This window comes from Saccharothrix sp. NRRL B-16314, from assembly GCF_000716595.1.
In the GTDB taxonomy this organism is placed as follows: domain Bacteria; phylum Actinomycetota; class Actinomycetes; order Mycobacteriales; family Pseudonocardiaceae; genus Actinosynnema.
Genome location: NZ_JNXC01000001.1, coordinates 662,557 through 685,145, shown reverse-complemented (window position 1 = coordinate 685,145; position 22,589 = coordinate 662,557). Strand labels below are relative to the sequence as shown.

General features: G+C 71.3%; 29 protein-coding genes. 7 read left to right on the top strand and 22 right to left on the bottom strand.

Annotated features, from left to right (window positions below; translation table 11 throughout):
- Nucleotides 1-65: 65 nt before the first annotated feature.
- On the bottom strand, nucleotides 66-1,013 hold the full coding sequence (locus tag OQ02_RS03400) for an NAD-dependent epimerase/dehydratase family protein (protein ID WP_033436632.1): 948 nt from the start codon (nucleotides 1,011-1,013) through the stop codon (nucleotides 66-68).
- Between the two features lie 70 nt (nucleotides 1,014-1,083).
- On the opposite strand from OQ02_RS03400, the gene OQ02_RS03395 reads away from it, so the two are divergent.
- The gene (locus OQ02_RS03395) at nucleotides 1,084-1,554 is read left to right on the top strand and encodes a MarR family winged helix-turn-helix transcriptional regulator (protein WP_051771613.1); all 471 of its coding nucleotides are present in this window, start codon (nucleotides 1,084-1,086) and stop codon (nucleotides 1,552-1,554) included.
- On the opposite strand, the gene OQ02_RS03390 is transcribed toward OQ02_RS03395, so the two are convergent.
- A complete protein-coding gene (locus OQ02_RS03390; RefSeq protein ID WP_033436631.1) occupies nucleotides 1,535-1,933 on the bottom strand; it encodes a hypothetical protein in 399 nt (132 codons plus the stop codon). The genes OQ02_RS03395 and OQ02_RS03390 overlap by 20 nt on opposite strands.
- A gap of 72 nt (nucleotides 1,934-2,005) precedes the next feature.
- Nucleotides 2,006-3,055 carry a PLP-dependent cysteine synthase family protein gene (locus OQ02_RS03385; protein ID WP_081915347.1) on the bottom strand — a complete coding sequence of 350 codons (1,050 nt, stop codon included), beginning with the start codon at nucleotides 3,053-3,055 and terminating at the stop codon, nucleotides 2,006-2,008.
- Between the two features lie 68 nt (nucleotides 3,056-3,123).
- Here OQ02_RS03385 and OQ02_RS03380 point away from each other — a divergent pair, with 68 nt between their 5' ends.
- Nucleotides 3,124-4,116 (top strand): ADP-ribosylglycohydrolase family protein, encoded by a 993-nt coding sequence (locus OQ02_RS03380; protein WP_033436629.1) that lies wholly within the window; start codon nucleotides 3,124-3,126, stop codon nucleotides 4,114-4,116.
- Nucleotides 4,117-4,162: 46 nt separating this feature from the next.
- Here the strand turns inward: OQ02_RS03380 and OQ02_RS03375 are convergent, their stop codons facing one another.
- Nucleotides 4,163-5,305, bottom strand: coding sequence for a S1 family peptidase (locus tag OQ02_RS03375; protein WP_081915346.1), 1,143 nt, complete (start codon nucleotides 5,303-5,305; stop codon nucleotides 4,163-4,165).
- A 143-nt stretch (nucleotides 5,306-5,448) separates the two neighbouring features.
- Here OQ02_RS03375 and OQ02_RS03370 point away from each other — a divergent pair, with 143 nt between their 5' ends.
- Both OQ02_RS03370 and OQ02_RS03365 read left to right on the top strand, forming a co-directional pair.
- A complete protein-coding gene (locus OQ02_RS03370; RefSeq protein ID WP_033436627.1) occupies nucleotides 5,449-5,757 on the top strand; it encodes a PadR family transcriptional regulator in 309 nt (102 codons plus the stop codon).
- On the top strand, nucleotides 5,754-6,053 hold the full coding sequence (locus tag OQ02_RS03365; RefSeq protein WP_033436626.1) for a hypothetical protein: 300 nt from the start codon (nucleotides 5,754-5,756) through the stop codon (nucleotides 6,051-6,053). Before OQ02_RS03370 ends, OQ02_RS03365 begins: the two co-directional genes overlap by 4 nt.
- 13 nt (nucleotides 6,054-6,066) lie before the next feature.
- Here OQ02_RS03365 and OQ02_RS03360 read toward each other — a convergent pair whose 3' ends face one another.
- Nucleotides 6,067-6,327: a DUF4229 domain-containing protein gene (locus tag OQ02_RS03360; protein ID WP_033436625.1), complete on the bottom strand. Its 261-nt coding sequence runs from the start codon at nucleotides 6,325-6,327 to the stop codon at nucleotides 6,067-6,069.
- Between the two features lie 11 nt (nucleotides 6,328-6,338).
- Nucleotides 6,339-6,806, bottom strand: a complete 468-nt coding sequence (locus tag OQ02_RS03355; protein ID WP_033436624.1) for an Lrp/AsnC family transcriptional regulator — start codon at nucleotides 6,804-6,806, stop codon at nucleotides 6,339-6,341.
- A gap of 169 nt (nucleotides 6,807-6,975) precedes the next feature.
- On the opposite strand from OQ02_RS03355, the gene OQ02_RS03350 reads away from it, so the two are divergent.
- Together OQ02_RS03350 and OQ02_RS03345 are read left to right on the top strand one after the other, a co-directional pair.
- Nucleotides 6,976-7,194 carry a BldC family transcriptional regulator gene (locus tag OQ02_RS03350; RefSeq protein WP_442973567.1) on the top strand — a complete coding sequence of 73 codons (219 nt, stop codon included), beginning with the start codon at nucleotides 6,976-6,978 and terminating at the stop codon, nucleotides 7,192-7,194.
- Nucleotides 7,195-7,246: 52 nt separating this feature from the next.
- A complete protein-coding gene (locus OQ02_RS03345; protein ID WP_033436992.1) occupies nucleotides 7,247-7,429 on the top strand; it encodes a hypothetical protein in 183 nt (60 codons plus the stop codon).
- Nucleotides 7,430-7,490: 61 nt separating this feature from the next.
- Here OQ02_RS03345 and OQ02_RS39995 read toward each other — a convergent pair whose 3' ends face one another.
- The 4 genes from OQ02_RS39995 to OQ02_RS03325 all read right to left on the bottom strand — a co-directional run bounded on the left by OQ02_RS39995 (nucleotide 7,491) and on the right by OQ02_RS03325 (nucleotide 12,491).
- A complete protein-coding gene (locus tag OQ02_RS39995) occupies nucleotides 7,491-9,038 on the bottom strand; it encodes a nucleotide-binding protein (protein ID WP_037329517.1) in 1,548 nt (515 codons plus the stop codon).
- Between the two features lie 146 nt (nucleotides 9,039-9,184).
- Nucleotides 9,185-10,126: a c-type cytochrome biogenesis protein CcsB gene (ccsB, locus tag OQ02_RS03335; RefSeq protein WP_033436622.1), complete on the bottom strand. Its 942-nt coding sequence runs from the start codon at nucleotides 10,124-10,126 to the stop codon at nucleotides 9,185-9,187.
- Nucleotides 10,126-11,619, bottom strand: coding sequence for a cytochrome c biogenesis protein ResB (gene resB, locus OQ02_RS03330; protein WP_081915395.1), 1,494 nt, complete (start codon nucleotides 11,617-11,619; stop codon nucleotides 10,126-10,128). The genes ccsB and resB overlap by 1 nt, the downstream gene beginning before the upstream one ends.
- A 50-nt stretch (nucleotides 11,620-11,669) precedes the next feature.
- A complete protein-coding gene (locus OQ02_RS03325; protein ID WP_442973566.1) occupies nucleotides 11,670-12,491 on the bottom strand; it encodes a cytochrome c biogenesis CcdA family protein in 822 nt (273 codons plus the stop codon).
- A 150-nt stretch (nucleotides 12,492-12,641) separates the two neighbouring features.
- On the opposite strand from OQ02_RS03325, the gene OQ02_RS03320 reads away from it, so the two are divergent.
- Nucleotides 12,642-13,637: a M64 family metallopeptidase gene (locus OQ02_RS03320; protein ID WP_051771609.1), complete on the top strand. Its 996-nt coding sequence runs from the start codon at nucleotides 12,642-12,644 to the stop codon at nucleotides 13,635-13,637.
- Here OQ02_RS03320 and OQ02_RS03315 read toward each other — a convergent pair.
- From OQ02_RS03315 to OQ02_RS03260, 12 genes are all read right to left on the bottom strand, one after another.
- A complete protein-coding gene (locus tag OQ02_RS03315) occupies nucleotides 13,612-14,190 on the bottom strand; it encodes a TlpA disulfide reductase family protein (protein WP_033436619.1) in 579 nt (192 codons plus the stop codon). The genes OQ02_RS03320 and OQ02_RS03315 overlap by 26 nt on opposite strands.
- Nucleotides 14,187-14,795 carry a histidine phosphatase family protein gene (locus OQ02_RS03310; protein ID WP_033436989.1) on the bottom strand — a complete coding sequence of 203 codons (609 nt, stop codon included), beginning with the start codon at nucleotides 14,793-14,795 and terminating at the stop codon, nucleotides 14,187-14,189. Before OQ02_RS03310 ends, OQ02_RS03315 begins: the two co-directional genes overlap by 4 nt.
- Before the next feature lie 17 nt (nucleotides 14,796-14,812).
- Nucleotides 14,813-16,102: a glutamate-1-semialdehyde 2,1-aminomutase gene (gene hemL, locus OQ02_RS03305; protein ID WP_033436988.1), complete on the bottom strand. Its 1,290-nt coding sequence runs from the start codon at nucleotides 16,100-16,102 to the stop codon at nucleotides 14,813-14,815.
- Between the two features lie 11 nt (nucleotides 16,103-16,113).
- On the bottom strand, nucleotides 16,114-16,449 hold the full coding sequence (locus OQ02_RS03300; RefSeq protein ID WP_063747006.1) for a hypothetical protein: 336 nt from the start codon (nucleotides 16,447-16,449) through the stop codon (nucleotides 16,114-16,116).
- Between the two features lie 233 nt (nucleotides 16,450-16,682).
- On the bottom strand, nucleotides 16,683-17,132 hold the full coding sequence (locus OQ02_RS03295; protein WP_033436618.1) for a hypothetical protein: 450 nt from the start codon (nucleotides 17,130-17,132) through the stop codon (nucleotides 16,683-16,685).
- Nucleotides 17,132-17,728, bottom strand: coding sequence for a hypothetical protein (locus tag OQ02_RS03290; RefSeq protein WP_033436617.1), 597 nt, complete (start codon nucleotides 17,726-17,728; stop codon nucleotides 17,132-17,134). Before OQ02_RS03290 ends, OQ02_RS03295 begins: the two co-directional genes overlap by 1 nt.
- Before the next feature lie 82 nt (nucleotides 17,729-17,810).
- Nucleotides 17,811-18,212 carry a hypothetical protein gene (locus tag OQ02_RS03285; protein WP_033436616.1) on the bottom strand — a complete coding sequence of 134 codons (402 nt, stop codon included), beginning with the start codon at nucleotides 18,210-18,212 and terminating at the stop codon, nucleotides 17,811-17,813.
- A complete protein-coding gene (locus tag OQ02_RS03280; RefSeq protein WP_033436615.1) occupies nucleotides 18,209-18,709 on the bottom strand; it encodes a hypothetical protein in 501 nt (166 codons plus the stop codon). Before OQ02_RS03280 ends, OQ02_RS03285 begins: the two co-directional genes overlap by 4 nt.
- Nucleotides 18,710-18,784: 75 nt before the next feature.
- Nucleotides 18,785-19,402, bottom strand: a complete 618-nt coding sequence (locus OQ02_RS03275) for a hypothetical protein (protein WP_033436614.1) — start codon at nucleotides 19,400-19,402, stop codon at nucleotides 18,785-18,787.
- 43 nt (nucleotides 19,403-19,445) lie between these two features.
- Nucleotides 19,446-20,018 carry a hypothetical protein gene (locus OQ02_RS03270; protein WP_033436613.1) on the bottom strand — a complete coding sequence of 191 codons (573 nt, stop codon included), beginning with the start codon at nucleotides 20,016-20,018 and terminating at the stop codon, nucleotides 19,446-19,448.
- Nucleotides 20,015-20,992, bottom strand: coding sequence for a porphobilinogen synthase (gene hemB / locus OQ02_RS03265; RefSeq protein ID WP_081915343.1), 978 nt, complete (start codon nucleotides 20,990-20,992; stop codon nucleotides 20,015-20,017). Before hemB ends, OQ02_RS03270 begins: the two co-directional genes overlap by 4 nt.
- A 63-nt stretch (nucleotides 20,993-21,055) precedes the next feature.
- Nucleotides 21,056-22,588, bottom strand: a complete 1,533-nt coding sequence (locus OQ02_RS03260; RefSeq protein ID WP_033436611.1) for a uroporphyrinogen-III synthase — start codon at nucleotides 22,586-22,588, stop codon at nucleotides 21,056-21,058.
- Between the last annotated feature and the right edge of the window lies 1 nt (nucleotide 22,589).

Here is a 22,589-nt window from a genome sequence, read left to right as displayed (position 1 = left end):
CGGGCCTGACGTTGCTCCGGGGCTGACGTTGCTCCGGGGCTGACGTTGTTCCCGGGCTGGCGCGCTCAGCGCGCGTTGCCCGCACGCAGCCAGCCGATGTACTCGGCGACCGCGCGCTCGGTGTCGTAGGCGGGGCGGTAGCCGGTGTCCCGGTGGATGCGGCTGATGTCGAGGTAGCTCGCACCGCCCCTGCCACCGGTCGGCAGGTCGACCTTCGCGTCCGGGACGACGTTCCTGATCGCGGCGATGATCTCGGCGTTGGACGTCGCACGACCGGAGGCGACGTTGTACGTGCGGTGGTCGAGGCGGTCCGCGAGCTGCAACAGCGCGATGGCCCGGCCGCAGTCCTTCACGTAGCAGAGGTCGAGCGCGTCCTCCGCGTGCGCGGTCCCGTGGAGCGGTGAGAGGTCCGGCTCGGTGCCGCGGGCGGCGGCGTGGATCAGCGCCGGCGCGGCGAAGAACAACGCTCCGTGCGGCTCGCGCGGTCCCCAGATGCCGGAGATGCGGTAGTCGACGACCTCGATGCCGGTCGCGGCGGAGAGGTGTTCGCCGAGCAGCTCGCCGATCTTCTTGAACCTGGGGATCACGTGCGGTGACGTCAGCGGCAGCGGCATGTCCTCACGCAGTGCGCCCGCACCGGCGACGCCCGAGTAGACGCCGATCGTGCTCGCGACGCCGACGCGGGGCACGCCCCAGGTCCGGGCGGCCTCGAAGATGTTGAGCAGCCCGCCGATCGCCTCCCGGGTGGCCTCCACGGGCTCGTCCCCGCCGGGCGGCCAGGGCATCGACCCCGCGAGGTGCACGATGCCGGTGATCTCGTGCCGGGTGCCGACGTCGAGGAGCGCCGCCAGGTCCGTGACGTCGGCCCGCTCCACCGCCACCCGCTCGTCCGCGAGGTCGGCCGGCACCTCGGCGGCTCGGCGCTGGACCAGCACGCAGCCCTCGCCCAGGTCGAGCAGCGCCCGCACGGTGTGGGAGCCGATGAAGCCCAGACCTCCGGTGACCAGGATCATCGCCCCGCCTTCCTGTCGTTCGACTGATTATCAGTCCTACTGACGATCAGGCTAGCGATAGGCTCGGCGGGTGGCAAGGGAAGACGGGCCGGGCCCGGAGTTGCGCAGGAACCTCGTCTACCTGCTCAAGCACGCGCACTTCCGGATGGCCGAGCTGACCGCGCGGGCGTTGACGCCGTACGGCATCGAAGGTCGCGAGCTGGGCGTGCTGCTGACGCTCGCCGGCGGTGAGCCGATGTCCCAGCAGCAGGCGGCGCAGCGTCTCGGCATCGACCGCACGACGATGGTCGCGCTGCTCGACGCGCTCGAAGGCAAGGGCCTGGTGTCACGTCATCCGGACGTGGAGGACCGACGCCGCAACGTGGTCGAACTGACCGACAGCGGGCAGGACACCCTCCGCCGGGCCACCGAGGCCACCGACGAGGCCGAGCGCGCGTTCCTGGCGTCGCTCAGCCCTCAGGCCGCGCAAGACCTGCGCGACTCGTTGCGGACGGTCGTGACCCAGCCGGACCAGGGGCCGGCTACCAGGCGTCCTCGGTGAAGGACATCGGCTCGTCGTCGTCGCGCGGCTTGGGCTTGGGCGGGGCCACGCGGCGCTCTTCGCCCCGGCACAGCGCGGCGAGCTTGTCGCGGTCCGCTTCGAGGGCCGCTTTCACGCCGCGGTCGGCGGAGGCCTCACCCATCAGCACCTGGCGCCAGCTCAGGTAGCCGCCCGCGATCCGCCGTTGCAGCGCCTGGAGCTCCGGCGACGCCTCGTTGGACTTGGCGAACTGCATCACCCGCCGCACGTCCTCGGCCGACGGCTCGCGCTGGGGGTGGCGCAGCTTCGCCGCCTCGCGCATCGCCTTCTCGGCGTCGGCGACCGACCTCGCCAGCACGTCCTCGGCCGTGAGCACTTCCGCCGTCCGCCACGCGCTCACCGCAAACCCCCTCCTGCACACCGATCACGCTGGGACGCACGACGGCCGCCGTGCGTTCCCGCGTGGTCTGAATCAACCGGACCAGTTGCCAGTGGACCGGAATCGGCTCAGCGTGGCCAGGTGCGGCTCCAGGTCCATCTCCTGCGCGGCCACCCACGAGTCGTCGTAGTAAGTGTGCCCGTACCGCTCACCGCCGTCGCACAGCAACGTCACCACGCTGCCCCGCGACCCGGACGCCCGCATCTCCGCGATCAGCTGGAACGCGCCCCACAGGTTCGTGCCGGTCGACCCGCCGACCCGACGGCCCAGCACCTCCTCGACGTGCCGGATCGTCGCCACCGACGCCGCGTCCGGCACCTTGATCATCCGGTCGATGACGTTGCCGATGAACGACGGCTCCACCCGCGGCCGGCCGATGCCCTCGATGCGCGAGCCCCGCGTCCCGGTCAGGGACTGGTCACCGTCGCACCAGGCGTCGTAGAACACCGAGTGCTCCGGGTCCACCACCGCCAACCGGGTCCGCAGCTTCCGGTAGTGGATGTACCGGCCGATGGTGGCGCTCGTGCCACCCGTGCCGGCGCCGACCACCACCCACTCGGGCTCCGGCGCGGCCTCCAGCGACATCTGCTGGAACACCGACTCGGCGATGTTGTTGTTGCCACGCCAGTCCGTCGCCCGCTCGGCGTGGGTGAACTGGTCCATGAAGTGCCCGCCGAGTTCCGCCGCGAGCCGCCGGGACTCGTCGTAGATGGCGCCCGGCTCGTCCACGAAGTGGCACCGGCCGCCCTGGCGCTCGATCAGCTCGACCTTCTCCCGGCTGATCGACCGGGGCATCACCGCGATGAACGGCAGGCCGAGCAGCCGTGCGAAGTAGGCCTCCGACACCGCTGTCGAGCCGGACGAGGCCTCGATCACCGGCGTGCCGCCGACGACCCAGCCGTTGCAGATCGCGTACAGGAACAGCGAGCGGGCGAGCCGGTGCTTGAGCGAGCCGGTGGGGTGGGTCGACTCGTCCTTCAGGTACAGGTCGATTCCCCACTCCGGTGGGAGGGGGAAGTGCAGCAGGTGCGTGTCGGCGCTGCGGTTGGCGTCCGCTTCGATGATGCGGACGGCCTCGCACACCCATTCCCGGGTCTGGGAGCTACATCGGTCTACCGAAGTCGTCACGTCGGCACGATAACTTCTGCGACGTGACCTCACGTGCGAGCGGTTCCTTCACCGGCAGCCTGGTGGCGGGCGCCGTCGGCGACGCCCTGGGCGGTTCGATCGAGTTCGACCGGATCGACCGCATCCGGGGCCGCTTCGGCCCCTCGGGTCTCACCGACTACGCGCCCGCTTACGGCAGGCTGGGCGCGATCACCGACGACACCCAGATGACCCTGTTCACGCTGGAAGGCCTGCTGCTGGCGAAGGAGCGCGGCAGCGACCCCGTGCACGAGGTGCGCGTGGCGTACGGGCGGTGGCTGCGCACGCAGGGCGGTCCGGACGTCAGGCCCGACGGGTGGCTGCTGGACGTGCCGGAGCTGCACCAGCTGCGCGCACCCGGCAACACGTGCCTGACCGCGCTCCGCTCGGGCGTGCTGGGCACGGTGGACACGCCGATCAACGACTCCAAGGGCTGCGGCGCGGTGATGCGCGCGGCGCCCGTGGCGTTGTGGTCGGACGACGTGCACGAGGTGTTCGACCTGGCCGCCGCCACCGGCGCGCTCACCCACGGCCACCCGAGCGGCTACCTGTCGGCCGGCGTGCTGGCGGTGCTCGTGCAGCAGGTGCTGGCGGGCGTGCCGCTGCTGTCCGCGATCGAGGTCGCCCGCGCGGAGCTGGTCACGTGGGACGGGCACGAGGAGCAGTCGAGCCTGCTGGACCTGGCCGTGGACCTGGGCACGAGCGGCGTGCGGCCGACGCCGGAGGTGATCGAGACGGCGTTGGGCGGCGGCTGGGTCGGCGAGGAGGCGCTGGCGATCGCGGTGCTGGCCGCGCTGGCCGCGCGCGACCTGGCGGACGGGCTGCTGCTCGCGGTCAACCACTCCGGGGACAGCGACTCGACCGGCGCGCTGTGCGGGAACCTGCTGGGCGCGCGGGACGGCGTGGAGGCGATCCCGCCGCACTGGCTGAGCGACCTGGAACTCCGGGACGTGGTGGAACGCCTGTCCGGCGAAGCGGTCGCGGCGTTCGCCGGGTGACCGACCGGACGGCCCACTGCGGACCGTCCGGCGTGGCCACCGCGGATCAGGACAGGATCAGCGACAAGCCGTAGGTGGACAGGATCGGGTTGACCTCCTGGTAGAAGGTCACGCCGCCGGACGAGCAGTTGCCCGAGCCGCCCGAGGTCACGCCCTGTGCCTGGTTCGAGCTCAGCCACGACCCGCCGGAGTCACCGGGCTCGGCGCACACGGTGGTGCGGGTCAGGTTGTAGACCACGCCCTGCGGGTAGTTGACCGTCTGGCCGCGGGCGACGATCGTGCCGCACCACATGCCGGTGGTGGAGCCCGAACGGCAGATGCCCGAGCCGACCGGGACCTGCGCCGAACCGCGGACGTAGTACCAGTAACCGTCGTAGCCCTCGACGTAACCCCAGAGGGTCACGCCCGCGTTGGTGCGCACCCAGGCCATGTCGTTGCCCGGGAAGGAGGACGCGGCGAACGAGCCGAGCACGGCGCCATTGCCGTCGCTGGTGACGTCGCCGGGACGGCCGCAGTGGCCCGCCGTGACGTAGCCGCCGTAGACCGAGAAGCCGACCGAGCAGCGGCCGGCGGAGTTGATCCAGTACGGCCAGCCGCCCACCACGTCGGCCAGCGGCTTCGGCGAGTGGTCCTCCTCCACGACGCGCACGGCGCCGTGGGCGGACTTCGCCAGGGCGACGAACGCGCGGGCGGCGGGGTCGAGCTTGGTGCGGTTCACCGTGACGACCACGGTGTTCGTGCGGGTGTCGACGTACCAGCCGTTGACCGCGGCCGGCGCGGCCTTGCCCGCCAGGCGGTCGATGCGGGCCTTCGCGGAGTCGAGTTCGGCCAGGGTGTGCGCGACCGGGACGACCTTCGCGTCCAGATCGGCGGAGGCGACGCCGGCGACGGCCACGACCAGCTCGCCCGACCGGTCGTCGTACCAGCTGCCGGCGTACGCGTCGCCGAGGGCCTTGCGGGCGGTGTCCTCGACGGCGCGGGCCTTCTCCTCCTGGGCGAGGCGGGTCCGCACCTGGTCGGGAGTGAGGCCGAGGTCGCGGCCGAGGGCTTCGGCCAGGCCGGCGGCGACGCGCGGCGCGTCGACGGACGAGGTGGCGGCGAGATCGGATGCCGCGGCGGAGTTCAGGGACGGGACCAAGAGACCGAACGCCAGCACGAACGCGCCGGCTAATCGAAGAGCACGAATCACAGGGATGCCCTTTCACCACTTGGAATACCGGGGATTGCCACAGAATTACGTGGTGGCGAATCAGAACGGTACTTACCAACTGGCCACCTCCACAGCGCCCAAACCGGTGGACAAGCCTTAATCTACATAGGTAGACTGAAGGCGTGGAGCCACTCGGACGCATCGGAGGGGCCACGGTCGACGTGCTGGGAGTGCTGCTCGGTAGCGACCAGCCGCGCTGGGGCCTGGAGATCATCAAGCTGACCGGACGCCCGTCCGGCAGCGTGTACCCGCTGCTCGACCGCCTGGAACGGGCCGGGTGGGTCACGTCGTCCTGGGACGACGACAGCGAACGCCGCGGCCCGCGCCGCCGGATGTACGTGCTCACCCCCGGAGGCGCCCGCGAGGCGATCAAGGTGTGCGCGAAGAAGGCCAGGCCCGTGCCCGCGACCCGACCGGAGGCCGCCCGATGACCCGATTCGCCCTGGCCGTGGTCAGAGCGGCGGCCACGCTGCTCCCACAGGCGCAGAGAGACCGTTACCTGGAGCAGTGGCGGGCCGACGTGGAGGGCGCCCGGGAGCTCGGCCTGAGCCCGCTGGGCGTGGCGTTCGGCGCGGTCCGCGTGGCGCACCGGGAACGAGGACCGGTGACGCTGCCGATCGGGGTGCTGGCGCTGGCCCTGCACCTGCGCGGGAGCACGAAGGTCGGCGCGGTGCTGGCCGTGATGGTGCTGGCGAACCTCGGCGGGGCGATCCTGCTGGTCGTCTAGCGGGGAGCCGGGGTCAGGCGGTGGTGTCGCCGCGCAACTGGGCGCGCAGCTTCTCGCGTTCGGCGCGGCGCACGGCCTGCTTCTCCTCCAGCCCCTGCGCGACCCGCGTCCGCAACCCGCGGAACACGAACAGCGACAGCGGCAGCGCCACCACCACACCGACGGCGAGGGCGACCAGGAGCGGCACGTTGGCGAGCACGAGCAGCGCGGTGACCGCGGCGACCATGCCCAGGCGCGCGCCGATGTAGAGCGTCACATCACGACCCAGGTGCACGGTTCACCAGGTTACGCGTCGCCCGCGGGACCGGCCGCCGCGGTGTTGGGACGGCCCTCGAACCGGGTGGACAGCACGACCGTCGTGCGGGTGCGCGCGACGCCCTGGATGCGCCGCAACCGCCCCAGCGCGCGCTCCAGGTCGTCCACCGTGGCGACCCGCACCTTGACGATGAACGACTCGTCACCCGCCACCCGGTAGCACGACTCGACCTCGACCAGCTCGGCCAGCGCGAGTGCCAGCTCGTCGTCGTCCGCCGTGTCCGTCGGGTGGATGCTGACCAGCGCGGTCACGCCGAGACCGACGGCGCTCGGGTCGACCACCGCGTGGTAGCCGACGATCACGCCGGTGGATTCGAGCTTGCCGACCCGCTCGTGCACGGCGGAGGCCGACAGGCCCACCTTGCGGCCCAGGTCGGCGTAGGTGGCCCGACCGTTCTCCCGCAGGGCGGCGATGATCTGGCGATCAAGAGCGTCCACCGGTCACAGGGTAGGCCCATGGGCGTTCGCGCACGCCGCGGGCGGCATGTCCGAACCGCGCGCTTCGTCCCTTACTACCTCTTTACCATCACCCAAGCGTTCGAGTACCCGACGGGTGGGATGCCACGATGCGTCCGGTACGTCTGTTCGCCACCGGGGAGGATTGACTGTGACCTTGACGCAGGGACACCAGGGGGAACGGCTGCTCACACCGGGTGAGGTCGCGACCTTGTTCCGGGTAGACCCGAAGACGGTGACCCGCTGGGCGACCGCGGGCCGCATCGGCTCGATCCGGACCCCGGGCGGCCACCGCCGGTTCCGCGAGTCCGAAGTCCAGCAGCTCCTGACGCAGCTGACCACCGAGGCGACCGAACCGGTCCGGCACTGAGGACGTGCACCTCCGCGACACGGGTAATCTCGTGGCAAAGGAGGTGGCGACCATGATCTACGTGCTCGCGATGATCGGTGCGCTCACCATCGCCGTGCTGCTGTGGCGTGCGTTCGGGCCGAACAGGGTCGAGATCGCCCCCGGCCGTCGTCGCGCGTTGGCACCGGACGACGACCCCGACTTCCTGCGCAAGCTCGGTGAACAGCGCAAGAAGAAGCCGGACGACGAAGAGTGACCGGGAAGGGGCCTCAGCGAGTGAGGCCCCTTGTCGTGCCGAAGCCCAGTCCGGGTAGCAGCTAGTTGTTGGGGAAGTCGTCGGCCACCGTGGCGGCGAGTTCCAGCAGGGCCAGGCGGGTCTCCGGGCCCAGCTTGTCCAGCTCGATCTCCGCGCCCTCTTCGAGGTGCGTGTCGAACGGGATGCGCACCACGGCGCGGCAGCGCTGCGCGAAGTGCGCGGCCAGCTTGTCCAGGTCGACCTTGCCCGAGCCCGGCCGCACCGAGTTGATCACCGCGACCGACTTGGCGACCAGGTCCCGGTAGCCGTGCGCGTCCAGCCAGTCCAGCGTCGCCGCCGACGTCTGCGCGCCGTCCACCGAGCCGGACGAGACGAGCACCAGCGAGTCGGCCTGGTCCAGCACGCCCTTCATGGCCGAGTGCATCAAACCGGTGCCGCAGTCGGTGAGGACGATGTTGTAGAACAGCTCCAGCAACGTGACCGTGCGCAGGTAGTCCTGGTCGCTGAACGCCTCCGACACCGCCGGGTCCTGCTCGGACGCCAGCACTTCGAGGCGGCTGGGCGACTGCGAGGTGTACGCGCGCACGTCGCTGTACCGGGTGATCTTCGAGGCGTCGCGCAGCAGGTGCCGCACGGTGGCCGTGGTCTCCCTCGGCACCTTCAGCGCCAGCGTGCCGCGGTCGGGGTTGGCGTCCACCGCGATCACGCGGTCGCCGCGCAGCGACGAGAACGTCGAGCCGAGCGTGGTCGTCGTCGTGGTCTTGCCGACGCCGCCCTTGAGGCTCAGCATCGCGATCTTGTAGCAGCCGCGCAGGGGCTGGTTGATCCGGGCGATCAGCTCACGCCGGCGCAGGTCGGCCGGGCTCTCGCCGAGGTTGACCAGGCCACCGGTGACCGAGTGCACGGTCTTGCGCCAGCCGGACTGCGGTGGGCGCTTCGCGCGCTTGATCAGCTGCTGCGAGGACATGTCGTTCGCGTTGGCCCGCTGGGGCTGCGGCGCGGCCTGGGGCTGGACGCTCTGCGGGAAGTTGTTGGGGAACCCGCCCTGGTACTGGTGCGGTCCCGACTGGTGCGGTCCCGGCTGGCCCGGCGCGGGGTAGGGGCCGGACTGGCCACCCGAGACCTGGTACGCGCCCGACTGGCCCGAGACCTGGTACGCCCCGGACTGCTGCCCGTGGACCTGGTACGGACCGGACTGCTGGCCCTGCACCTGGTACGGACCGGACTGCTGGCCCTGCACCTGGTACGAGCCGGACTGCTGCCCCTGCACCTGGTACGGACCGGACTGCGCCGGGAACCCGCCGGACGGCGGACCGGTCACCGGGCCGGACTGCGCCGGGTCGATGTAAACGGTGCCCGGGTCCGCGTACTGGGGCTCGGCGTACTGCGGATCGGCGTACTGCGGAGTCGGGTGCTGAGAACTCGGGTTCTGCGGAGTCGGGTGCTGAGGACTCGGGTTCTGAGGACTCTGGTTCTGGGCGTCGACGTAGTGGGCACCCGACCCCGGCTCGACCTGGTAGCCACCGGACTGGCTCGGGTTGGGCTGCTGCCCGTCCGCTCCGGCCGACTGGGGCCACGACGGCTCAGGATTCTCGTAGCGACCGGTCACCGCTGGGGTCCTCCCTGAGCAAAGCGGATCGAGACCTCCCCGACCCCACGCGTCCGACGGTAGTCGGCGACCAGTGGTTCCATCTCACTGGGTGTGTGCGCCCACCCACCCGCGCGGCGGGGCGCACGGCACGCATAAGTGATGGTCTACGGCGAGCCGACGCCCGCGTACGAGTGCAGCCCAGTCGTTACGAGGTTGATGAAGAACAGGTTGAACACGGTCAGCACGAAGCCGAGCGAGTTGATCCAGGCGGCGGGCCGGCCACGCCACCCGGCGGTGGCGCGCGCGTGCAGGTACGCCGCGTAGACGACCCACGACACGAACGCGACCGTCTCCTTCGGGTCCCAGCCCCAGAACCGGCCCCACGCCGCCTCGGCCCAGATCGCGCCGCAGATGATGCCGATGGTGAACAGCGGGAACGCGAACACCGTGCTGCGGTACGCGAGCCGGTCCAGCACGTCGGAATCGGGCAGCTTGCGGAACCGCGCGCGGCCCGAGGACTTCAGCAGGTACAGGACGCTGGCCACACCGGGCACCAGCAGCACGCCGCTGGACACCGAGATCACCGAGACGTGCACCACGAGCCAGTACGACTGGAGCGCGGGCTGCACGGGCGCGGCGTCGGCGTACAGGACGGTGCCGCCGAGGAACATCAGGATCACGATCGGCACCAGCACGAACCCGCCGAGCCGGCGCACCGGGAACATGCGGGACAGCACCAGCCACGTCACCACGGCCGCGAGCGTCAACAGCGAGCCGTACTCGTACATGTTGCCCCACGGCGCGCGTTCGGTCGCCAGGCCGCGCAGCACCAGGGAACCGAGTTGCAGCGCGGCGCCGAGCACGGTCAGCGCCGCACCCATGCCGCCCAGTCGCTCGGCGCGGGACACCTCCGGCTTGGTCACCCGGCCGGGCGTCCACGTGCCGTCGGCCTGGGTGCCGCCCGCCGCGACGAATTCGAGTTCCCTGGCCTTCACGGGCCGGGCGAACGCCGCTTCGCACAGGTACAGGACCGCGGCGAAGAAGTAGATCGCCACAGCGGCGCCGTACGTCCAGTCGCTGTACGTCGCCAAGGTCGCGGTCGGCATCAGCTCTCCTCCTCGTGGGCGAGCAAGTCCCGGGACACCGAGGTGAACTCCTCGCCGTAACCGGCCTGATCAGTGCGTGCGAGGCCGCCGACCTCGACAACGGTACGCCCGTCCCCGCCTGGTGCCGCCCGCACCCAGACGCGGCGGCGCTTGATGCTCAGCGACACACCCAGACCCAGGATGACCAGCACGGAGAACAGCAGCACCCACACCTGGGTCGGGTCGTGCGACACCTGCAGCGACACCCAGTCGCGGACGCCGTCGAAGCGGATCACGGTGCCGTCGTCGAGCGTCAGCTGCTCGCCCTGCCGGAGATTCTCCCGGGCGACCTTGGCCAGCTTGCCGTCCGCCACCATCTTCTGGTCGATGGAGAAGATGGACTGGCCGCGGCCGGAGTCGGTGCCGAGGTCGCCGCGGTAGACGTCGATCGCCACCGCCGGGTCGTTCGCCGCGGGGAAGCCGGAGTCCAGCAGCTCACCGCGGAAGACGGCGGTCGGCGCGAGCAGGCCGGTGATCGCGAGCTGGCTCTTGCGGCGCTGCTCGGCGTCCGGCACGTCCGGCGGGTCGAACTTCGTCGCGCCCTCGGACGCGAGCGTGACCTCGTTGACCGGTCGCCACTGGGTGGTGCCGGTGCGGGTCTGGCCGTTCGGGAAGGTGACCGTGAACAGCGGCGTGTAGCCGTGGCCGAGGAGGTAGACCCGGTCGCCCGCGGTGCGCAGGGGGCTGTTGACCTCCAGCGGGTACGGCCGCCAGGTGCCCGTCTCCAGGTCGGCGCCGGACTGGTACTGGATGTCCGCGCGGAAGCTCTCCGCCTGCCCGCTGTGCAGGTAGGCGGCGTCGAAGTCGTCCACCCGCACGCAGAACTGGTTCAGCTGCGTGCCGTCCACGCGCAGGCCGGGCCGGAACGTGTCGTAGTTGTAGACGCCCGAGTTGCAGAACTGGCCGCCGTTCGCCTGCACGATGACCTGGCCCTCGTAGCCGAGCATCTTGCCCAGCGCGAACGCGATCAGCAGGCCCAGCAGGGAGAAGTGGAAGACCAGGTTGCCGGTCTCGCGCAGGTAGCCGCGTTCGGCGCTGATCGTGCGGACGCCGTCCTCTTCCTCGGCGGTGACCTTGCGCCAGCCCTTGAGCCGCCGTTCGGCGTGCTCGATCACGGCCTGCGGGCTCGCCGTGGTCTCCGCCGTGGCGTGGTGCGGCATGCGGGCCAGGTTGCGCGGGGTGAGCACGGGCTTGGCCCGCATCTGCTTGAAGTACTCCCAGGTGCGCGGCAGCAGGCAGCCGACCAGGGACACGAACAGCAGCACGTAGATCGAGGAGAACCAGATGCTGGCGTAGACGTCGTAGAACTGGAGGTCGTCCAGGAACCGGCCCCACCAGCCGTTGTCCGCGATGTACTCGTCGACGCTGCGCGGGTTCAGCGACCGCTGCGGCAGGAGTGCGCCCGGCATCGCGCCGAGGGCCAGCAGGAACAGCAGGGTCAACGCGGTGCGCATGGCCGTGAGACCGCGCCACGTGTTGCGCAGGAAGGCGAGGACGGCTCTCACTACAACGGCAGTTTCAGGTCGTTGACGACGGCGTCGCGCAGCCAGCCGACGAAATCGCCCCACAGGCCGGTGACCAGGGCGATGCCGACCGCGATCAGCAGCGCGCCGCCGAACACCTGCACCTGGCGGACGTGGGTGCGGAGCCAGCCGGTCACCCGGACCGCCCAGCGCGCGCCCAGCGCGATGAGGATGAACGGCAGGCCGAGGCCGAGGCAGTACGCGAGCACCAGCACCGCGCCGCGGGCGGTGGCCGGACCGACCTCGCTGCTGCGGGCCAGCGCCATGACGCCCATCAGCGTCGGGCCGAGGCACGGGGTCCAGCCGAGCGCGAAGACGCCGCCCAGCAGTGGTGCGCCGATCAGGCCCGCGTTCGGGGTGCGGCGCACGCGGACGTCCCGCTGGAGGGCGGGTACGAGGCCGATGAACACCAGGCCCATGGCGATGGTGATGACGCCGCCGATGCGCTGGAGCAGGTCTTCCTGGAACCAGAACAGGTCGGTCAGGCCGAGCACCACGAACGACGTCAGGGAGAACACGACCGTGAAGCCGAGGACGAACAGCAGCGCCGCGCCCGCGACCCGCCAGCGGCCGGTCTTCCGGTCCTCGCCGTCGGCGACCGCGGGTGCGTCCGCCCCGACCAGGCCCGCGAGGTACGCGAGGTAGCCCGGCACCAGCGGGACGACGCAGGGCGAGGCGAACGAGATCGCCCCGGCGAGCACCGCCACCCCGGTCGCGAGCAGGATCGGGCCCGAGGTGGCCAGATCGGTCGGGTTCACGTCGTCCAGGGTAGGTAGACGTGACTTGACGCCGTCCACCGGCATCCCTTATGGGCGACCCACATCACACGGGGGAAGCGCACCACGGCCAGCAGCGCAGCGTGTGAGACGGCGGCCCTCTTACCCGATCGAGTGGTGCCTTAAACCCGACCATCCACCCTTGTGGGTGATCAGCCCACTTCATAGCGTGACGGCATGCGCGCACACCGGCTCACCCTGCCCGTGCTGGCTGTCGCCTTCGCCGTCGTCGCCGTGCCCCTGCCCGGCGACGCCGCGGAGCCGACGCCGACCGCACCGCCCGAGGTCGAGTGGGTGGAGGTCTTCTCGCCGGACGGCGCGATCTCCCGCACCCCGGTGCCGCGCATCGTCGAATCCGCCGCCGAACCCGCCGACGTGGCGGCCGACGTCGTCCCCGTGCAGCAGACCGGCCCGTCCGACCAGCGGTTCGACCTGGTGTTCGTCGGCGACGGCTACACGGCCGCCGAACTCGACGCCTTCCACACCCACGTGGTGGACAAGTGGACCGAGCTGGCCGCCGTGGAGCCGTTCGAGTCCTACCGCCAGTACTTCAACGTCTGGCAGGTCGACGTCGTGTCGAACGAGTCCGGCGTGGACCACGACCCCGCTCTCGGCAGCGACCGCGACACCGCCCTGGACATGGGCTTCTGGTGCCAGGGCCGGGACGTCCAGACCGAACGCCTGCTGTGCGTGAACCAGACCAAGGCGGCCCAGTTCGCCGCCCTCGCACCGCAGGCCGACCAGGTCATCGCGCTCGGCAACACGGCCAAGTACGGCGGCGCGGGCGGTGGCGTGGCGACCGCGGCCGGTGCGAACGACCAGGCCGGGCAGATCGCGGTGCACGAGCTGGGGCACTCGATCGGCGGGCTGGCCGACGAGTACGACTACCCGTACGACCGGTACAGCGGCGGCGAGCCGACCGAGGTCAACGTCACCGCGGACCCCGCCGGCGCGAAGTGGTCCGCCTACCTGGGGCGGACCTCGCCCGACGGCGGCGTGGTCGGCGCGTTCGAAGGCGCCCGCTACCACCTGACCGGCCTGTACCGGCCCACCGAGAACTCGATCATGCGGACGCTCGGCCGCGAGTTCAACCTCGTCGGCCGGGACGCCATGGTCGAGGCGTTCGAGGAGAAGGTCCCCGAACTCGCTACGCCTCCGCGGCCAGCTCCTTGACCAGCGGCAGCAGGTCGGACGCGATCACGCCGCCGAGGAACGCCGCCGCAACGCGGTGCTGCTTGTCCAGCACGAACGTGGACGGCACGGTGTTCGGCGGCAGCCCGCGGAACGAGAGCATCACCCGCCCGGACTCGTCGTAGATCGACGGGTACGTCAGGCCGCGGTTGGTCATGAAGTCGCGCGGCGACTCGGTCGAGTTCTCCTTGACGTCGATGCCCAGCACCTGCACGCCCAGCGGCCCGGTCTCGTCCTGCACCTTCTGGAGCTCCGGCGCCTCCGTACGGCACGGCGGGCACCAGGCGCCCCAGAGGTTCACCACCACGACCTTGCCCTGGTAGTCGTCCAGGGAGATCGTCTTGTCGTCCTCCATCAGGCTCGGGCCGGTCAGTCCCTTGATGCCCTTGCGCTCGTCGCCGTCGTAGCGGAGCCGCGTCTCGCCGTTCGGCGCGACGAGCTGGAACTCCGACCCGACCACCGGCTCGTCCCCACCGGACGTGCAGGACGTGACCAGCAACAACGCCGCCAGCAGCGCCGCCTTGACCACTCTCATGCCCCGGTCACCCTCGGGTTCGTCGCGCCGACCGGTTCCGTGTAGACCACGCGGACCAGCTGCTCCCCGTCGAACACCAGGCTCGTCAACGACGCCAGCGAGCACTCCCGCCGACGCGGGTCGTGCCACATCCGCTTGCCCTCCAGGAACCGCCGCAGCGTCCAGATCGGCAGCTGGTGGGACACGCACACCGCCTCGTGGCCCTCGGCCTCCGCCCGCGCCCGCTGGACCGCGCCGAGCATCCGGTGCGCGATCTCCAGGTACGGCTCGCCCCACGACGGACGGAACGGGTTCACCAGCTTCGGCCAGTGCTGCGGCGAGCGGAGCGCGCCGTCGCCGACGGCCACCCGCAGGCCCTCGAACTGGTTGTCCGCCTCGATCAGCCGGTCGTCGGTGGCCAGTTCCAGCCGGTGCGAGTCGGCGATCGGTGAGGCGGTCTGCTGCGCCCGGTCCAGCGGTGACGCCACGACGTGCGCGATGTCGTGGTCGGCCAGGTGCTCGGCCACCGTCAGCGCCTGCTTCTGGCCGCGTTCGGACAGCTTGAAGCCCGGCAGGCGGCCGTACAGGATGCCCGTCGGGTTGTGCACCTCGCCGTGCCTGAGCATGTGGATGACGGTCCGTGTCACGTTGTCGCCTCCGCGGCGGCCCGAGCGGCGTGCGGCAGGGCGTCCGCGATCACCTGGAAGTCCTCGTCGGTCATGGCCGCGTTGACGAACCACGCCTCGTAGGCGCTCGGCGGCGGGTACACGCCCCGTTCCAGCAGGGCGTGGAAGAACGGTGGGAAGCGCCACGTCTCGGCCGCCTGCGCGCCCGCGTAGTCGGTCACCTCGTCCTCGGTGAAGAACACGCTGACCAGGTTGCCCGCGAACTGCACCCGGTGCCGCACGCCCGCGTCGGTGAGCGCGGCGGTGAACAGCGCGCCGAGACGGGTCGCGTTGGCGTCGAGGAGGCGGTAGACGTCGTGGGTCGCGGCGCGCAGCGTGGCCAGGCCCGCCGCCACCGCGACGGGGTTGCCGGACAGCGTGCCCGCCTGGTAGACCGGGCCCGCCGGTGCGAGCTTCGCCATCACGTCGGACCGGCCGCCGAACGCCGCCGCGGGCAGGCCGCCGGACATCACCTTGCCGAACGTGTAGAGGTCGCCCTCGACGTTCTCCAGGCCGTACCAGCCGGCGTAGGACACGCGGAAGCCGGTCATGACCTCGTCCATGATCAGCAGCGCGCCGTTGGCCCGGCACAGCTCCTTGAGCTCGGCGTTGTGCTTGGGCGCGATCGCACCCATGTTGCCCGCCGCGGCCTCGGTGATCACGCACGCGATCTCGCCGTCGTTCTCGGCGAACGCCTGCCGGACGGCCTCGATGTCGTTGTACGGCAGCACCAGCGTGTCCGCGGCCTGCGCGCCGGTGACCCCCGGCGAGGTCGGCAGGCCGAGCGTGGCGACGCCGGAGCCCGCCTGGGCGAGCAGCGCGTCCACGTGGCCGTGGTAGCAGCCGGCGAACTTGACGATCTTGCGGCGGCCGGTGAACCCGCGGGCCAGCCGGATCGCGCTCATGGTGGCCTCGGTGCCGGAGTTGACCAGCCGGACCTGGTGCACGGGGTCGACCCGGTCGATGATCTCCTCGGCCAGCTCGATCTCGCCCTCGGTGGGCGTGCCGAACGACAGGCCGTGCACGGCCGCGTCCCGGACCGCCTTCACGACGTCCGGGTGGGCGTGCCCGAGGATCATCGGGCCCCACGACGACACCAGGTCGACGTACCGGTTGCCGTCGGCGTCCCACAGGTGCGGGCCCTCGCCGCGGACCATGAACCTCGGCGTGCCGCCGACCGAGTGGAAGGCCCGGACCGGGGAGTTCACGCCACCTGGGATCACCGCCGCCGCGCGCTCGAACAGTTCCTGGGATCGCGTCGCTGTCACGGGGTCCAGTCTCACACGTCGGGTTCTTCGACCTGCTTCCGACCACGGGTGCGGACCGCGAGCACGGTCTGGCGGACCGCGTCGAGCAGCAGGACGCCGGCCACGGTGACCAGGCCGACCGACGCGCCGATCCAGTTGCCCCTGAACCGGGTCGACTCCAGCGGCGGCTGGTCGGGCACGGGGAAGCTGTAGTGGACGACACCCTGGTGCCAGCACCACACGGCGGCCGGCACGAGCAGCGCCACGAGCACCACCTCGCCCACGGCGATGTACGCGCGCTTCGGCTGGTGCAGCGTGGGCTCGCCGGTTTCCGGCTCGGTCTCGGTGTCGACGGTGGCCGCAGTCACGTCGGTCAGCTTCTCACGTCCCCGACCCTCCTGCTCCGAACCAGCCGGCCGCAGCTCGCCCTGCTCCGAACCACCCTGTCCCGAACCACCACGCTCCGGACCGCTGGGCACTGGGCCACCGCGCTCCGGGCCAACGGGGTCCAGGCCAGCGGGGTCCGGGCCAGCGCGCTCCGGACCATCGCGCTCTGGGCCACCAGGCTCCAGACCGCCGGCCTCCGGGTTCGCCGCGCTCGTCACCGGCCGTCAGCGCCCTTCAGCTCCAGCAGCCTCGCCATCCCGGTCCGCAACGCGTCCGCGTCCCGCGCCCAGCCCATCACCACCGTGCCGTCGACCAGCCGGATCGGCACCGCCTCCGTGCCACGGGGCAGGTCCCAGCCACCGCCCAGCACCTTCACCCCGGCCCGCGGCTCGACGCCGTCGACCGTCTCGACGTCCCCGATCGCCAGCTCCTCCCGCCCCTGGTGCAGCGCGACCGGCGTCAGGCGTACGGCGTAGAGCCGCCGCCGCCCCTGCACCCACAGCACCGTGGGCAGGAACAACCCGAGCGCCACCACGAACCACAACAGCGGCCGGAACGTGCCGGTCAGCCCTTCGACCCCCACCCCGAGCAGGGCGAACACCGGACCCCACAGCAGGGGCCACCAGGACGCGCCCGACTCGACGTACAGCGTGGGCTGGTCCACTAGCCGAGGTTCCCCGCGAAGAACTGCCTGGTACCCGGCAGGAAGCTGCACACCGCCGCCGCCGCGGGCAGCACCAGCCGCGACACGATCACCACCCACGCGACCGTCTCGGTCCCACCGTCCCGGGCCGCGACGATCGCGGCGGCGAGCGCGAAGACACCGATCACCATCGAGCCGCCGACCAGGGCGAGCCGCGCGTGGTAGCTGCCACCCACGAACGCCACCGCGCCCAGCACCCCGCCGATGCCGAGGCACCCGGTGAAGAACAACGTCATGATCGTGCCGAACCCGTCGAACCCGTCCTCGGCCAACGTCCGCAGCACCGTGCCCACGGGCCACGACAACGCCGCCAGCAACCACAGCACGAACGCCACCACGACCGCCCGCGGCCGGACGAGCGCCGTGGTGAACTGGTCGACGTTCCGCATCTGGCCGGGGAACTGCGGGCCGGGGTAGTGCTGACCGGGGAACTGGCCTGGGAACCGGCCGGACGGCTGCGGCCCGGCCTGCGGGTAGTCCACCGGCCGCATGGACTGCCCGTACTGGTCGAAGGGCTGCTGCCCGTGCTGCTCCGGCCCGGAAGGTGGATGGGTCATCCCGTCACCGCCGGGCGGAAGGGGCGTGATCTCGCGGGGCGAGGTGAACGGGTCCGTTCGGACATGGGCATCTCCGCGGGGTTCAGTGCTGCTTCACCCACTGTGCCGTACCGCGCAGCCAGGTGAGGGCCAATCCGACAGCGATCAGCAACAACGTCACCGTGTTCACCGCGCTCGCCCCCGGCAGCACGATCCACAGCACGTGCAGCACGGCCACTCCGGTGAGCACGCCGCGGGCCCACCGCCGGCCCAGCTTCAGCAGCCAGCCGAACAGGCCGTAGCCGAGCGCGAAGCCCACCGCGACGATGGTCAACTGCGCCAGGATGCCGGTCACGTTCGCCGGGTCGTCGCCGGCGCGGACCGCCGACTCCTCCAGCTCGTCGCGCCGCAACCACAGGTAGATGTTCGTCAGCAGGCCGAACGCACCCAGCGCGAACCACACGCCGACCGCACCGCGCACCACCGCCGGCGGCTGCCCGGTCATCCGGCCTCTTTCACGGCGTCGAAGTACGCCTTCGAGGCGGGCAAGTACATCGTCACCACGGCAGCGGCCACCACCAGCGTGATGACCAGGCTGAACTCGGGCATGGCGAGGAACATCCCGTACAGGAACACGACCGGTGCCATCACGGTCAACGCGATCCGCGTCCAACCGCGCCCGGTCCGGCTCTTGATCGCGAAGAACACGATGAGGCCACCCACGACCAGCGCGCCGATCAGGACGATCATCAGCAGACCGGTCGCCCCCGCCTGGAGCTGATCCTCGGTGAAGTCCCGGCCCCGGTTGGCCTGACGGGCGCTTTCGACCAACGCGTCGCGCTGGGTCACCAGGAACAGCGAGGACACGAGGAGCAGCCCGGCGGCCGTCAGCCACAGCCAGAAGGACAGCGTCAACTCCCGGGGCCGCGTCAGGGCGGGCTCGGCGGACGAGTCGGCCCGGCTCCCTGGTGGCGGTTCGTCGGGGTCGTGAGGGGTCGTCACGCCTGGGAACGCTAGGGCGGGCTCGGGGTGCTGTCCACCACGACAGGCGGTGGACAGCACACCTGTTACCTCAGGTCAGCTCGCCTTGAAGTAGTAGTTCGAGTCCGACTTGAACATGAAGACGATGGCGCCGATGATCACAGCCAGCTGTGCCACGCCCAGCAGGCCCTGGATCGCACCCATGGCGCCGATCGCGAACAGCAGGCCGATCGCGAGCAGGCCGATCAGGCCGAAGAGGATGGAGAGGCCGCCGAGCACGGTCAGCAGGATCCGGGCCCAGTTGGCGCCCTTGCGCATCTGCATCACGACCAGGATCCACACCAGCGAGATCGCCAGGCTGAAGATCAGCGAGCCGTAGCTCGGCTCGATCTCGACACCCGAGGCGTCGAGGTTGAGCGACTCCAGGGTCTGCTTGGCCAGCGCCTCGGCGGTGAAGAAGCCGATCAGGTTCGCCAGGATGCCGATGCCCGCGGCGATGAGCCACAGCAGGTACGCCGTGTCGACGGACTTCGGGCGCGCGGGCGCGTTGAGCTCGCTCTGGCTCAGCGGCGGCGCGGCCGGCGGGTAGCCACCCTGCTGGGGGTACCCACCCTGCTGGGGGTAGCCGGGCTGCTGCTGCGGGTAACCGGGCTGCTGGGGCTGCCCGCCCTGGTTGTAGCCGCCCTGGTTGTAAGGGTCGTTCGGATTGGTCATGCGACGGACGGTAGGTGGACTGCGCCACTCCGTCGACCAGAAATCACAATCCGTTAGCTACATGTGGTGGATTGACGCTGACGGAACGCACTGATCTGAAGTACCCGGAAACTGATGGCCGGTACATCAGCACGATGACCGTCGCGTCGATGACCATCGTCACCCCGCTCAGCACCAGCACGACGGGGCTCACCGCGAACTCGGCCAGTGCCAACCCGCCCGCGGCGACCGCGAGCAGCTGCAGCGAACCGAAGGCGACCCCGATGCCCGCGAGCACGGTCACCACGATCCGCGCCCAGTTCAGCCCGGCCGCCATCTTGTTCGCGAACAGGGCGTAGACCAGCACGAACGCGATCGCCAGCAGCAGCCCGAACCCGATGGCGCCGGTCATCGCCGCGTCCAGCTCGTCCTGACCGGCCTTCATCCCGCGCGCCACCAGGTCCTCGCGCAGCATCGCGATCAGCGTCTCGCGGTCGGAGAGCTGGTGCAGGAAGCGGCCCATGCCGACGACGGCGCTGAGGATGAACAGCCACCGCGCCAGGTCGATCGGCTTGGGCGGCGTCGGCTTCGGCGGCTTGGCGCGCTTGCCGGGCTTGGACCGGTTCGGCGCGGTCATTCCCGGTCCAGCCAGGCGGCGGCTTCCACGGCCCAGTACGTGAGCACGATGTCCGCGCCGGCCCGGCGGATCGACGTCAGCGTCTCCAGCACGGTCCGCTCGCGCTCGATCCAGCCGTTGCGGGCCGCGGCCTCGACCATCGCGTACTCGCCGGAGATCTGGTACGCCGCGACCGGCACGTCGGAGATCTCGGCGACGGCCTTGAGCACGTCCAGGTACGGCAGCGCCGGCTTGACCATGACCATGTCGGCGCCCTCGGCCAGGTCGAGCGCGACCTCGCGGAGCGCTTCACGGGCGTTCGCAGGGTCCTGCTGGTAGGTCTTGCGGTCGCCCTGGAGCTGCGACTCGACCGCCTCGCGGAACGGTCCGTAGAGGGCGGACGCGTACTTGGCGCTGTAGGCGAGGATGCCGGTGTCGGTGAGCCCGGCCTCGTCCAGCGCGGTGCGGATGAACCCGATCTGGCCGTCCATCATCCCGCTGGGCCCGACCACGTGGGCCCCGGCCTGCGCCTGGGCCACGGCCATCTCGCCGTAGACCTCCAGCGTGGCGTCGTTGTCGACCGCGCCGTCGGGCGTGAGCACGCCGCAGTGGCCGTGGTCGGTGAACTCGTCCAGGCAGCAGTCGGACATGAGGACGGTGGCGTCGCCGAGTTCGTGGCGGAGGTCGCGCAGGGCGGCGTTCAGGATGCCGTCCGGGTCGGTCGCGCCGGAGCCGACCGCGTCCCGCTCGGCGGGCACGCCGAACAGCATCAGCCCGCCCACACCGGCCTGCACCGCCTCGACCGCGGCCTTGCGCAGCGACTCGCGGGTGTGCTGGACCACACCGGGCATGCTCTTGATCTCGACCGGCGCGTCCGCGCCTTCCTTGACGAACATGGGCAGCACCAGCTGCCTGGGGCGCACGGTCGTCTCGCCGACCAGGCGGCGCATGGCCGGCGTGGTGCGCAGGCGACGGGGGCGGTGGGCTGGGAACACGGTGGTACTCCCTGGAACGAGGTCGGGGCCGCACGAAGGCGACCCCGACTCACTTCGAACTTCTTACGACCGGCGCAAGCGCTTGGTCTTGCGCGGTGGCGGTAGGGCGCCTTCGGCGCGCAGCCTCGCGGCGTGCTGCGCCAGGGCGTCCACCAGGGCCGGGACGTTGGCGTCCTCCGGCTGCACGTCGACCCGGAGGCCGAACTCGCGTGCCGTCTCCGCGGTCTGCGGGCCGATGCACGCCACCAGTGTGCGCGCATGCGGCTTGCCCGCGATGCCGACCAGGTTCCGGACCGTGGACGACGAGGTGAAGCACACCGCGTCGAACCCGCCGGACTTGATCATCTCGCGGGTGTCCGCGGGCGGCGGGGCGGCGCGGACGGTCCGGTAGGCCGTCACGTCGTCGATCTCCCAGCCGCGTTCGCGCAGACCGGCCGCCAGGGTCTCGGTGGCGATGTCCGCTCGCGGGAGCAGGACGCGATCCACCGGGTCCAGTATGTCGTCGTACGGCGGGAAGTCGGCCAGCAAGCCCTCGGACGACTGCTCGCCGGACGGGACCAGCTCCGGGATGATCCCGAACGAGCGCACCTTCGCCGCCGTCGACTCGCCGACGCAGGCGATCTTCACGCCGGAGAACGCGCGGGCGTCCAGGCCGAACTCGCGGAACTTCTCCCACACGGCGCGCACGGCGTTGGTCGAGGTGAAGACGACCCACTGGTAGCGGCCGTCGACCAGGCCCTTCACCGAGCGCTCCATCTGCGCCGGGCTGCGCGGGGGCTCGACCGAGATGGTCGGCACCTCCACCGGGATGGCGCCGTGCGCGTGCAGCCGGTCGCTCATCGCGCCCGCCTGCTCCTTCGTGCGCGGCACCAGGACCCGCCAGCCGTACAGGGCTCGCGACTCCCACCAGGAGAGCTTCGGGCGTCCGGCGACGGCGGCTCCGACCGTGACGACCAGCGGGCCGCCCAGGTCACCGGCGTCGGCGGCCAGGGACGCCAGCGTGGTGTCCACCGTGCGCTGGCCGAAGCCGGTGCCGTCGCAGGTCACCGCGACCGGGGTCTGCGGCGCCAGGCCGTTCTCCACCAGGGAGGACGCGGCCTCGGCCAGGTGACCGCCGGTGGCGTGCAGCACGAGCGTGCCGGGCGCGGACGCCAAGCCGGACCACTCCACCACGCCGCGGACGTCGGCTTCGGTGTGGACGGCGCCGAGGGCGACACCCGCGTAGGCGGGCACCGCGGTGCCGGCGGGCACGCCGGGAACGACGTCGAAGGCGATCGTGGTGCGGGAGACGGCCTGCGCCTCCTTCACCACCGAGTCCTGCGTGAGCGGGTCACCGGCGACCAGTCGGACCACGGCGTGGCCGTTCTTCGCCTCGGCGACCAGGTCCTTCGCCACGTCGGCGGGGTCGCCCACGGCGGGTCGGATCTCGACGCCGTCGGGTACCAGCGCCACCACCTCGGCCGGGACGTCCGGGTCCGTGACCACCAGCTCCGCCTTGTGGAGCAGGTCTCGGGCCCGGACCGTGAGCAGCCCGGTGTCGCCCGGACCTGAGCCGACGAACGCGACTCGGCCGGGGGTCTTGCGTGCGCGGGTCATC